The following is an 11,847-nucleotide window of genomic DNA, read 5'->3' on the forward strand; positions in this document are numbered from 1 at the left end:
CCTTTTAAGACCATGCTACGTATAAACAACCTATTTGCCTGTGCATTCATACTATTATCGTTGAATACCTTTGCCCAGGATTTTAATTCAGAAATAGCACAGTTCAGAGATGAATACAAAGCCGAATTTCTGAAATCGAAGTTTTCGCCTTTAAAAGAAGAAGATTTAAAGTATCTGCGTTTTTATGAACCCAATGAGAAATATAAGGTAGAATGCCAGTTTACAGCTACAACAGGCGGCAGACCTTTTCAGATTCCGACCACCACGGGTGACACTAAAACGTATGCGAAATTCGGAGAATTAACTTTTCAGTTAGATGGCAAAACGTATAAGCTTGCGGTGTATCGGTCGCCGGATTTACAACAGTTAGCACAATACCGGGATTACCTCTTTGTTCCGTTCAGGGATTTAACCAATGGCAAAGAAACGTATGGAGGTGGTCGATATATTGATTTGCGTATGAAGCAAATCGAGAATGAAAAAATCATTCTCGATTTCAACAAAGCTTATAATCCTTATTGTGCCTTTAGTGCGGGTTATAGTTGCCCGATACCACCAAGAGAAAATCATTTACAGGTAGCTATTGCCGCCGGAGAACAGAATTATGCCAAAGAGCATTAAGCTGGAGTCTTAAACTTTCTTGGCCGGATTTCCGAAAACGGTTGCATTATCAGGCACGTCTTCTATTACGACCGAGCCTGCACCTACACGTGCATTTTTACCAACTTTAACACCTGTCACAATCACAGCTCCTGAACCGATAAATGCACCTTCAGCAATTTCGGCACCTGCGTTTATCATAGCTCCAGACGCAATCGTTACAAAGTCGGCTACCTTAGCATCGGTATCTATTACTGCACCTGATTGAATAGTGCAATGATTACCTATTTTGGCAAACGGATTAATAGCTGCATTCGCCATAATCAGATTTCCATGTCCTATTATAGCAGTTTCTGCTACTATTGAGCGGTCATGAATGGCATTTACTGGCATTACATGGCGGCGTTCGGTAAGAATTTCTACTATTTTTTTCTTTACTTTTGTATTACCGATAGCTACAAAAGCCTCTGTTTTTTGCCCTACAATTTTCAGAAAACCATCATCATCTGTTTCTCCTAATACGACTATCTCTCCTATCTCGGTATTATGAAGTTTTTTGTCATCATCCAAAAAACCATATACCAATACATTATTACGATTAAAAATATCTAAGGCAACTTTACCAAGCGTACCTGCGCCAAAAATCAATACCGGGTTTTGCATTTTAAATTTTCTTTTATGAGATGATTGTGCAGTTTACCTATTATTTCAGGTATCAATCAAAATATTTAGTTTATGAATTGAGCGCCAGTTCTTCGCGGCGTTTCCGATATAATTCAACAGCCTTATCCAGCAAAACGTTCATTGCTTTAGGCATATGTGTAGAGAGGATACCACCATAAATAGCGGTGTCTACATCTCTTAATGAATCTTCTAATAATTCACCAGGAAGACGGTTGATAATTTCTTTACTGGTATAAGAGGTATATGGTCGATTTTCAAGCCATTCTAAATGCTCTTTCCACATGACAAGTGCTTTGCCAATATTGTCACTATCCAAAGAGCCTTTCGTTATTTTTCTATAATTACTCACAAACTCTTTATTTCTGCGACCAAACATGAAAAGTCGATATTGCTTCTCAATCCATCTACCAAAAAAAGCATAAATAATACCTAAAATACCCAATAAGCCTAATAAATAACCCAGAATTTTAGGATAATTTACCTGCTGTTCCAGAGGCATTAGTTTAGTATCTGGTTTCAGCATCAACGAATCAGTACTCGACTTTATCATTTCTTTCAGAAAAACTGAGTCCAATGCAGCAAATACGGCGGTGCAGTCTCGTTTGCCTAATATATATACGGGCAGGTTAAATTTCTGTGTTTTGCTAATATCAAAAGTAACCAAAGTATACACAACGCTATCCAGACTTTGATTATTAGTAGTACTGGTGGTAAAATAATTCCGACGCACCATTTCGAAAGGATAGAAATTGTAGGTAGTATCAGGAAAGAACACTTCGGCAGAGGGTGAGTGATAATAACTCAGGGCATAATCAAAAGGGCGACCTAGCTCGACACTATCAGTTAAAAATCGTCCGACAGGCTTTTGGGAATAAGCATTAGTAAGCATCAAACAAAAAATCATTATCCCACTACCTATTATACGAATAGCAGCGAATCTGATTTTATAAGATTGATTGGAATAAGACATTATTTTACTTTCTGACTCTAAACAATTGTATAAGTTTTGAAACATAATCTTCTCTTGAATCGATAGCCAGATAGTTTGCATTGTGTTGTTTACAAAGCTTCTCTAAACGTTGCTGGTTATCTTCAAACATTTCCTTCATTTCTTTTTTGAAAGTAGGAGAAGACGTATTCAGCCACACGGTCTTTTTAGTTTCTTTATCAAGCACAGGTATAATCCCCAGGCTCGGGAGTTTTATCTCTCTCTGGTCGTAAATATGAATCACTACTAAATCGTGCTTACGAGCCAAGGCTTTCAGGTTGTGTTCATAGTCTTTATCCAGAAAATCAGAAATCAAGAATACGACACTCCGGCGTTTCAGAATATTGAGTGCGAAACCTATGGCAGCTGGGATATTTGTCTGCTGAGATAAAGGCTTCATTTTGAAAAGACTCAGAATAATTTCGTACCCGTGTTTCAAGCCGTTGGCTGGTTTAAAATAGAGTTCTTTCTGGTCTGAAAAACAATATAGCCCCACGTGCCCAGCCTCTTTAATGGCCGATAATGACAATACCCCACAAATTTCTTTAGCTGTATCTAATTTTAATTGTCCGAAGTTTCCTACTTCCTGTGAGGCACTAACATCCAGCATAAAGAAAACAGTCTGTTCTTTCTCCTCCTTGAAAATCTTTACGTACGCTCCGTGTCCTTTGGCGGTAGTAATCCAGTCGATGGTTCGAACGTCATCACCATACTGATAGGTACGCAAGTCGCTAAACTCCAGGCCGGAGCCTTTAAAAACCGAACGAAAATTGCCATGCATCTGCGAATCGACAGCTTTACGGATTTTAATTTCGTACTTGTTGAGTTTAGAGATTATATCTTCTACCACTGTCTTTTGCCAATTAGTTTCCCAAATTTTTTAGCGCGATTAACAAACTTTAACGTATTCAATTTCTTATTTTTTTCCGTAATTTGTTTTTTAATCTGAAAACGAAGATAAAGTGAAAATACTGACAAAAAAAATAATCTTGCATTTAGCCATTATTTCAACACTTATTTCCTGTGTAGGAGACCCCACTCCTCCCAATGATGTGATTGATATAAAAACTATGGCAAAGATTCTGGCAGATATTCACCTAACAGAGGCGAAAGTAAACCGATTGAGTTTTCAGGCTTATGATTCTACCAGAGTGGTTTATATGGAATATGAGCGTAGAATTATGGCTAAATATAAAGTAGATACTGCTCACTATAAGGCAAGTTATCAATTCTATGCGCAGAATCCGGAATTGATGGTAAAAGTGTATGATGAAACACTGAATATTCTGGACGAGAAGAAAAAGAACAAACAAATTAAAACAGACTGACACACCCAAAAAGAGCTATAAGTAAATGTCGAAAGAGAATCTTGTTATCATACCGACCTACAACGAAATTGAGAATATAGAAGCGATTATCAGGAATGTGATGCATCTGGATGAGAGATTTGAGGTGTTGATTATTGATGATGGCTCACCTGATGGTACGGCGCTTCAGGTAAAAGAATTACAACTCGAATATCCGAACGAACTGCATCTGATAGAGCGCAGTGGTAAACTAGGCCTGGGTACGGCCTATATTCATGGTTTCAAATGGGCTATAGAACAAGGGTATGAGTTTATTTATGAAATGGATGCCGATTTCTCGCATAATCCTGATGACCTGATAAAACTATTTAAATCCTGTAAAATAGACGGCTTTGATGTGGCTGTCGGTTCGCGATATATTAAAGGGGTAAATGTAGTTAACTGGCCAATGGGACGTGTATTGATGTCTTATTTTGCCGGAGTATATGTGCGCTTTATCACTGGTATGAAGATTATGGATCCTACAGCCGGTTTTATCTGCTACCGTCGTGAAGTTTTAAAGACCATTCCGCTTGATAAGATTGTCTTTGTAGGTTATGCCTTTCAGATAGAAATGAAGTTTAATGCCTTCCTCTATAAATTCAATATTACCGAAGTACCTATTATTTTTACTGACCGCACTAAAGGTGTATCCAAGATGTCGACCAAGATTTTCAGAGAAGCTGTTTTTGGGGTAGTGATGATGAAGGTCTGGAGTTGGTTTAAGAGTTTCAAGCGATAAAGCTATATTGTTTTTTTTCTTATTTAATGCCTTGATTTACAGCAGATTCCATGCGCTAAATCAGGGCTTTTTTTTGATGTATTTACCTGAAAACTTCTTTAAATCTACCTTCTTTCAGCCCTTTAATACTTCAAAATTCCTTTTAATAAATTATTCGCGTGATTTATTGGATAAATGAAGCGAAATAGTAGGTTTTCACTAAATTCCGCTACCTATTTTTTATATTTTCTCATTTAAACTCCATATTGCTATGAAAAAAACTCTATTTACACTTGTATTTCTTTTACCTGCCTTAGTACAAGCCCAAACCTATTCAAGTATTGAACCTGGTTCAACCTTGTTTACGAATAATACTCCTTCAGGTATTGTCGGTTCCTTTATGATATTTCATCCGTTCAATTCAAGTTATGCCTTAGCTGGTTCTACCGATGGTACAGGAGGAGCCATTTTCGCTGGAATAACTAATACGCTAAATCCAGCCAATGCACTTAATGCAAGTACTTTTGGTACAGGAGGAGCTGGGCGTTTCCAAATTTTGAATACAGTTAACAATGGTATAGTCTTAGAAGCATCGACTAATGGAAAAGGAGGTACTGTGGGATATTTCAAGATAGATAATGAGAGTAATACTGGTACCATATTAACCGGAACAAGCAATGGTCTTGGCATTGGAAACCTATTTATTCTTACTAATCCTCAAAACGATAGAGATGGTTTTAGTATGGAGCATAAAGGTGTTGGTGATGCCATAAACGGTTATAACACAGGAATGGGAAGAGCTGCCTATTTTGTAGTTACCAATGCAAATAATTCTAAGCCTGCTGTTTATTGTACAACTGCCGGTATAGGAGCTACGCTTGTAGCTAATCATACAGGTCAGAGCGGAAATATAGCTGTTTTTCAAAGTTCTTTAACTAATGTAGCCAGAATTGACAAGACCGGAAAAGGTTTCTTTAATGGGGGTACTCAAAATAGTGGTGCTGATATTGCTGAAGCTTTTGATGTAATTGGCACCACTAATGCTTATGAAGCGGGAGACGTATTGGTAATAGCCACAAGCAAAAAGCGCGCAGTTGAAAAGTCTTCTAAATCTTATTCTACTTTAGTTGCAGGAGTATATGCTACCAAACCAGGCGTATTATTAACGGAAGAAAATATTGATACAGATATATCAGATAAAGTTCCTATGGGTGTAGTAGGGGTAATACCAACTAAAGTATGTAATGAAGGGGGTAAAATTCATATTGGAGATATGCTGGTAACTTCTTCACGCACAGGCTATGCCATGAAAGGTAACCCTAAGAAAATAAAAATAGGACAAGTAATTGGGAAAGCCTTAGAAGACTTCAATGGTCAAACAGGAAAAATCAATGTGCTAGTCAGTGTAAGATAATAGCTTCTTATAAAAGTAAAATCGCTTTGTAAAATTGAATTTTACAAAGCGATTTTACTTTCAGGTTTTACACACTACACAATCCCCATCTGCTTCATCAGAAACAGGGCATTCATGTTTTGCGTAACACCGTTTCTTAATTTATAATCGAATGTCATTTTGTCTCCGGCTATGATGATTTCAAAGCAGATGTTTTTAATCTTCTCCGGATATTTAGCTGCCATATTCGTCAGGTCTAAATCATGGGTGGCAATCATTCCGAAGGCGGTTTTGTATTGAATCAGCTTTTCTAAAAACAATTCTGAGCCTTGCAGTTTGTCTTTAGAGTTTGTGCCTTTTAATAGCTCATCTAATATCACAAATATCTCTTTGCCTGTTTCAAGCATTTTAACTGCGTTTTGTAAACGTAGCAATTCGGCATGGAAATAAGATTCTCCTTCATCTATAGAGTCTGTAATACGCATACAGGTATAGACCTGAATCGGCTTGAATATAAACTTCTCTGCCCTTACTCTTGCCCCAAGCATGGCTAATATGAAGTTTGCACCTATTGCCCTCAGGAATGTGCTTTTTCCAGCCATATTAGCCCCCGTTACTATAAATATCTGCTCACTTGCATTAATTCTGAAATCATTATTAACACTCTTCCCTTTTTTAAGCAGCGGATGCCCTAATTGTGTCACGTCAAGAATAGTACGATCTGAAACCTGAGGAACGGTATAATTATTATTGGCAAAATCATAACAGGCAATGCTTACCAGAACTTCCCACTCATGCAATATCGTAAAGGCTTGCAGGAGTTCTCCGCTATATTGTCTTTTCCAAATCTCGAAGCGATGAGCACATTGATAATCCCATAGGAAAAAGGCGTTCAGCACAGGAGCAAAGAAACTGTTTCGGATAGCAAAATAAGCTGAGATAGTAGACAGTTTTTGGATAGCAATTGAAATATATGAGGGTTCAGCTAAAGTATCCTTCCAAGTGCTCAATATCGGTGCTTTGAACTCTTCTTTTTCAATGATCTGAAATAATTGAATATATCTCTGCAAATTCGATGTATTCTTGCTAACATTCCGATATAATGAATTGAGTTTCTTTTGGTTAACAAAGGAGAAACCCGATTGTAAAATCAGGGTCAATAACCATATCTTGAAATTAATGACATCAAAAATCCACAAACCTAGTATAATGGAATTGACGGCTGGCACTAACCACAATAAGAATTTGAGCTTGCCTATCAAGTCTATATCTTCACTTTTAAGCCATTTAAGTAATTCCTGGTATTTAGTTTCATCTTTTTCCAATAGATTTCCGGTAGCTAAAAAATTTACCCGCCAGTCAATTTTCTGACTTAGTTCTTCAACAGCTACTTGTCTTGACTCAATCGCTTCTCTGGTCAGGAAAGGAAATTTTAGTTGATGAGCCAAGGCATCACTCCCTGATTTGGTGATAGTTCTATTTAATAATTGAAAAATAGAATGATTACCAAAAACATCTAAATCGTAAGAAAAAAAGTGGGTTTTATCTTCATATTCTTTCCCATTCTTAAACTGATCGCAAATACCCTCGGCTGCTAAGATTTCATTCTCACAAACCTTTAGCATTGACTCATGATATTGAATTTTTTCAAGGATTTTCTGATGTAAATTAACAAAGAAAAAAAAGGCAGCAGCTACTACAAAGGCACTGATAACCAATAAAGTACTTGAGCCATCTCTGATAATCATAAACAGGAGATACGCTTCAAGAATAGCTAAAAAAAGCCGTAAATAAGAAATCTGGTTGGCAGTGGATTTGTTTTTTTTTATAAATGCGGTAGCATCGCTGGCAATACGCTGATAGTTCATAATTTTGTTTTGTGGGTTGGTGATACTAAAAAGCATGTTTAAACCTGATTTAAACATGCTCTAATTTAATACTCTCTATAAGTGTAAAAAGTTCTACTCGTCAAGAATATTTTCTTCCATAGAAGATTGTTTACCGCCATGCATTATATCTACTATTTCTTTGATATTGTATACAGAACGATTGTAGCGGTTGCTCAGGAGAATGATAACAAAGTCTTCGCGAGGATCGAAAAACATGATGGTATTATAGCCTTTCCACCAACCTGTATGGTAGACATAATCAGTCTTTTGTTTGGAGTCTACCCACAACCTGAAACCGTATCCATAATTACGTAAGCCGGGATGTTCGAAGCTTCGTGGTAAAACCATTTCTTTGAAAGACTCTTTCGAAATAAGAGTATTATCTCTCAAAGCTTTATACCATTTCAATAAATCTTCTACAGTTGAATACACACCCTTATCACCTGTCACATCATCATAATAATCCTTTGGTAATCTTTGTCCAAACTGATAGCCGTAAGTACGGTTGATATTAATCGAGTCATTTTTGGTAGTAGCAATGAAAGAATTTTTCATACCGATAGGTGTGAAGATGTTTTCACGCATATACTCATCAAATGATTTTCCTGAGGCTTTTTCAACTAAGGCTGCCAGAATAGCAAAATTGGTATTGTTATAGCTAAAGAAATGATCAGGCTTATTGAATATGGGTGGCACAGGCACTGCTTTGGCAAACCAACGCATAATATCCTGATTGGTTGGATATAGCTTACCTTCTCTTACAATTTTATCGAAAGTATATTGATAGAAAGGCAAACCCGAGCGGTGGCAGAGTAAACTGCGGACTGTCACACCATCGTAAGGAAATTCAGGAAAATAATCTTTTACGGTATTATCTAACGCCAGTTTTCCTTGCTCGGTCAGTTTCATCACTGCTACTGCCGTAAAGGTTTTAGATAAAGAAGCTAACTGAAATTTTGATTGGAGTACATTACGAACAGTGTCTTTAAAACTAGCGTAGCCGAAAGCTTTTTCGTAAACAATTACATCTTTCTGAGCTATCAGCACATTGCCGTTGAAACCTTGTGCGAGTTTCTTCTGCATCACCTCCTCAATCAAAGCCGCCTTTACATCGGCCTTAATATCTTTTCTGATTTTGGCCTCTTTTCTTCGTAATTCGGCACTATCTACTTCCGTCAGAGGCGCTTTAGTGGAATCAGTAGTTTTGGTTTGGCATGAAAAAATAGAAATACAAGAGAAGAAAGCAAAAATATATAAATACAAACGCATTGTTAAACCCGCTAAAAATTCATTACATAAACCCCAACACGATTGCGAAAACCGTGTATCCCAACATTAATTTCCTCGTACGTACTGCAAAATAATAATCATAAAAGAAGTGAAAACTACACTACAAATGATTTTCAGAATCGTAATAAGGAAGAAAGCAAAGCCTCCTGCTTCCACAAAAAACAGAGTCGAGTGGTGTATCAAAGTCAGAATTGCCACATAACGAACAAAGCGCTCGGCGCCCATATCTTTTAAAGATATAACAATCTCATTTTCAATACCTTTTGTCGGAAAAAGGAATTTTATGATGTACCCTCTGAGATAACCGACTAATACACTGGCCGAAGCATGTACCCCTGCGGTATTATAAAAAATATCGACCAGTAGTCCGGTAAGGAAACTAATCAATATAACCCATACAGGCGGAATCTCGTCAGGTAATAATAAGATACAAGCAATATAAACGAAGCAAAAAGCTACATCAAAAAATACAAAATTGCGGAGCACCACAATCTGTAATAACAAATAAATAAAAAAGGTAACTACTAACCGTATGACTGTTTGCGAATTCATTTATAGTCCAGGGTATGATTAAAATAGCGTATGTAGCGTTTACTTATGCTATCTATTGTTTCTTATTTTTTAAATCAACTTTGGTACTTTCTTCCAGTTTCTCCTGTTCGTTTTTCAACTTATTGTTCACCACATATACATAAGATATGTTCTGAAAATCGGTTGCTAACTCAACTTCTATATCAAAAAAGGCCTGATCTTGTTTAGCGCTGAGCTTACGAATTTTACCCAGCATTGTGCCTGACGGGAAAATAACGTTCTGCTCAGAAGTTGTCACAGAGTCGCCTTGTTTGATAGGCTTGAATCTGTCGATAGTTGTCAGGTCAATTACTCTTGGATTGAGGCCACCCCATCTGGCAATACCCAGAGCCTTGTCGCTCTTCACTCTTAATGCCTGATTTTTCACCTCACTTGATACATTGAACTCTGAATGGAGAATAGAGTATACACGAGAAAAATGGTCTGAACATTGCATCACCTGTCCCACAACTCCTTGCGGACAAATAACCCCCATACCTGGCTCAATACCGTCTAATTTACCTTTATCAATCGTCAGATAGTTTTTCGATAAATTCACTGTATTGTTTACCACTTTGGCCACTTTAAATTCAAATCTTTGAGCAAAAGCCGAATCTACCTTATAGTAGTCTCCCTCACGACCCTTTAGCTGTTGCATGGCAATCATTGTTTTTTTTAACTCAGAATTTTCCATGGCCAGACGTTCGTTTTCCTTTCCCAGATTCATGTAGTTTTTTACATAATTAGAAGCTTCGAGGGTTTTAGCAGCGTAGTAGTTTGAAGTATTAAAAAAGGATACATCCCAGTAATAGTCGTTCTTCACTATTAACCAGAAACTAACCAATTCTAAAATTACAAACAATAGGAAATTTCGTATCCGAAATATTAAACGGAAGAGTTGCGACATAAGTCTTTGTTGTATTGAAACTACAAGCTACAAGTTATGTAACACAACTTGTAGCCCATAGCTTGAAGCTTATTAAATCTACTGAACAATAACAGCTCTATATTTTTCTATATTTTTCAAAACCTCGCCGGTTCCGCGTACTACCGCACGAAGTGGATCATCAGCTACGTGAATAGGAAGTTTTGTTTTGATAGCTAAACGCTTGTCTAAACCATGCAATAAAGCACCGCCACCCGTCAGATAAATACCGTTTTCGTAGATATCGGCAGAAAGCTCAGGTGGAGACATTTCAAGCGCACGCATAATCGCCTCTTCAATTTTCGAGATAGACTTATCTAAAGCGTAAGCGATTTCGCTATAAGTAACTTTAATTTCTTTCGGAATACCTGTCATCAAGTCACGACCACGGATTTCGATATCAGCCGGCGGATTATCTAAGTCAGGTAAAGCAGCACCTACCTGAATTTTAATAAACTCTGCTGAACGCTCGCCGATTAACAAGTTGTGCTCACGACGCATATAATCTACTATATCTCTTGTAAACAAGTCTCCTGCAATACGGATAGAAGCCTCACAAACAATACCCGAAAGCGCGATAACTGCAATCTCAGTAGTACCACCACCAATATCAGCAATCATTGAGCCGTTTGGTTGCTCAATATCAATACCGATTCCGATAGCCGCTGCAATAGGTTCATGCACCATATATACTTCTTTCGCACCTGCGTGCTCACATGAATCCTTAACCGCACGTTTTTCTACCTCAGTAATACCAGACGGAATACAAACTACCATGCGGTGTGATGGTGAGAAAAACCAGTTACGACCGGTTTCAATCATTTTAATCATTCCGCGAATCATTAATTCGGCAGCGGTAAAGTCGGCAATTACTCCATCTTTTAATGGACGGATAGTTTTTATATTTTCGTTTGTTTTTTCATGCATTTGCATTGCTTTGTGTCCTATCGCCAACACTTTTCCGGTAATTTTGTCCAAAGCAATAATAGAAGGTTCATCTACCACAATCTGGTCCTTGTAGATAATAAGGGTATTAGCGGTACCCAGGTCAATCGCGATGTCACTCGTGAGAAAGTTAAACAATCCAGCCATATCGAGCTTTATGAGTTAATGAGTTTTTTAAATTTGCCCGCAAATTTACAATTATTATTTGCAAAGTTTTGTGAAAAATAAATTTTTTACTTTTTAATTGGTCGAATAGTATAAATAAATTCAACGAAATCTTGCCCTATTTTACTTTGGGAGGTTTTTTTTGAATTTTTATAAGAAATTAAAATTTGTAAATAATTTAACCAGTCACTTATTGTTTGATTTTGATTGTAAATTTGCACAAATGTTATAACAAAATACCGTTTTATTTGTTTTGGAAGCATCGCAAAAGCACGTATATAATTTATGTTGCCCACAAACAAACGTATGCATTTAAACAAAGTTTGTTCTA

The 11,847-nt window shown here is 37.1% G+C and carries 12 protein-coding genes; 4 read left to right on the forward strand and 8 right to left on the reverse strand.

From position 1 onward, the window contains the following. The first annotated feature begins 12 nt into the window (after positions 1–12). Entirely contained in the window at positions 13–621 is a 609-nt protein-coding gene (locus ACYVFA_RS26690) for a DUF1684 domain-containing protein (protein WP_460474921.1), read from the forward strand. A gap of 9 nt (positions 622–630) precedes the next feature. On the opposite strand, the gene ACYVFA_RS26695 is transcribed toward ACYVFA_RS26690, so the two are convergent. From ACYVFA_RS26695 to ACYVFA_RS26705, 3 genes are all read right to left on the reverse strand, one after another. Beyond that, positions 631–1,263: an acetyltransferase gene (locus ACYVFA_RS26695; RefSeq protein WP_460474922.1), complete on the reverse strand. Its 633-nt coding sequence runs from the start codon at positions 1,261–1,263 to the stop codon at positions 631–633. Positions 1,264–1,333: 70 nt separating this feature from the next. After that, entirely contained in the window at positions 1,334–2,254 is a 921-nt protein-coding gene (locus tag ACYVFA_RS26700; RefSeq protein ID WP_460474923.1) for a hypothetical protein, read from the reverse strand. A gap of 4 nt (positions 2,255–2,258) precedes the next feature. Beyond that, positions 2,259–3,122: a DUF58 domain-containing protein gene (locus ACYVFA_RS26705; protein WP_460474924.1), complete on the reverse strand. Its 864-nt coding sequence runs from the start codon at positions 3,120–3,122 to the stop codon at positions 2,259–2,261. 112 nt (positions 3,123–3,234) lie between these two features. Between ACYVFA_RS26705 and ACYVFA_RS26710 the strand changes: the two genes are divergently transcribed. The 3 genes from ACYVFA_RS26710 to ACYVFA_RS26720 all read left to right on the forward strand — a co-directional run bounded on the left by ACYVFA_RS26710 (position 3,235) and on the right by ACYVFA_RS26720 (position 5,753). Continuing rightward, complete coding sequence (locus tag ACYVFA_RS26710; protein WP_460474925.1) at positions 3,235–3,600, forward strand: DUF4296 domain-containing protein; 366 nt, start codon at positions 3,235–3,237, stop codon at positions 3,598–3,600. Between the two features lie 25 nt (positions 3,601–3,625). Beyond that, a complete protein-coding gene (locus ACYVFA_RS26715) occupies positions 3,626–4,360 on the forward strand; it encodes a polyprenol monophosphomannose synthase (RefSeq protein ID WP_460474926.1) in 735 nt (244 codons plus the stop codon). Between the two features lie 250 nt (positions 4,361–4,610). Beyond that, positions 4,611–5,753, forward strand: coding sequence for a hypothetical protein (locus ACYVFA_RS26720; protein WP_460474927.1), 1,143 nt, complete (start codon positions 4,611–4,613; stop codon positions 5,751–5,753). Positions 5,754–5,827: 74 nt separating this feature from the next. On the opposite strand, the gene ACYVFA_RS26725 is transcribed toward ACYVFA_RS26720, so the two are convergent. From ACYVFA_RS26725 to ACYVFA_RS26745, 5 genes are all read right to left on the reverse strand, one after another. After that, complete coding sequence (locus ACYVFA_RS26725; RefSeq protein WP_460474928.1) at positions 5,828–7,636, reverse strand: MutS-related protein; 1,809 nt, start codon at positions 7,634–7,636, stop codon at positions 5,828–5,830. Positions 7,637–7,693: 57 nt separating this feature from the next. Further along, positions 7,694–8,890 carry a serine hydrolase domain-containing protein gene (locus ACYVFA_RS26730; RefSeq protein WP_460474929.1) on the reverse strand — a complete coding sequence of 399 codons (1,197 nt, stop codon included), beginning with the start codon at positions 8,888–8,890 and terminating at the stop codon, positions 7,694–7,696. A 66-nt stretch (positions 8,891–8,956) separates the two neighbouring features. Continuing rightward, entirely contained in the window at positions 8,957–9,463 is a 507-nt protein-coding gene (locus ACYVFA_RS26735) for a hypothetical protein (protein WP_130019009.1), read from the reverse strand. Positions 9,464–9,515: 52 nt separating this feature from the next. Then, the gene (gene mreC, locus ACYVFA_RS26740) at positions 9,516–10,388 is read right to left on the reverse strand and encodes a rod shape-determining protein MreC (protein ID WP_460474930.1); all 873 of its coding nucleotides are present in this window, start codon (positions 10,386–10,388) and stop codon (positions 9,516–9,518) included. Positions 10,389–10,466: 78 nt separating this feature from the next. Then, positions 10,467–11,498, reverse strand: coding sequence for a rod shape-determining protein (locus tag ACYVFA_RS26745; RefSeq protein ID WP_101728069.1), 1,032 nt, complete (start codon positions 11,496–11,498; stop codon positions 10,467–10,469). Between the last annotated feature and the right edge of the window lie 349 nt (positions 11,499–11,847).

The sequence above is a fragment of the Emticicia fontis genome (genome assembly GCF_054779675.1).

Excerpts from the sequence above, each read along its gene's own strand:
- ACYVFA_RS26690 (WP_460474921.1), top strand. The coding sequence starts at position 13 with ATGCTACGTATAAACAACCTATTTGCCTGTGCATTCATACTATTATCG.
- ACYVFA_RS26695 (WP_460474922.1), bottom strand. The coding sequence starts at position 1,263 with ATGCAAAACCCGGTATTGATTTTTGGCGCAGGTACGCTTGGTAAAGTT.
- ACYVFA_RS26700 (WP_460474923.1), bottom strand. The coding sequence starts at position 2,254 with ATGTCTTATTCCAATCAATCTTATAAAATCAGATTCGCTGCTATTCGT.
- ACYVFA_RS26715 (WP_460474926.1), top strand. The coding sequence starts at position 3,626 with ATGTCGAAAGAGAATCTTGTTATCATACCGACCTACAACGAAATTGAG.
- ACYVFA_RS26720 (WP_460474927.1), top strand. The coding sequence starts at position 4,611 with ATGAAAAAAACTCTATTTACACTTGTATTTCTTTTACCTGCCTTAGTA.
- ACYVFA_RS26725 (WP_460474928.1), bottom strand. The coding sequence starts at position 7,636 with ATGCTTTTTAGTATCACCAACCCACAAAACAAAATTATGAACTATCAG.
- ACYVFA_RS26730 (WP_460474929.1), bottom strand. The coding sequence starts at position 8,890 with ATGCGTTTGTATTTATATATTTTTGCTTTCTTCTCTTGTATTTCTATT.
- ACYVFA_RS26735 (WP_130019009.1), bottom strand. The coding sequence starts at position 9,463 with ATGAATTCGCAAACAGTCATACGGTTAGTAGTTACCTTTTTTATTTAT.
- mreC (WP_460474930.1), bottom strand. The coding sequence starts at position 10,388 with ATGTCGCAACTCTTCCGTTTAATATTTCGGATACGAAATTTCCTATTG.
- ACYVFA_RS26745 (WP_101728069.1), bottom strand. The coding sequence starts at position 11,498 with ATGGCTGGATTGTTTAACTTTCTCACGAGTGACATCGCGATTGACCTG.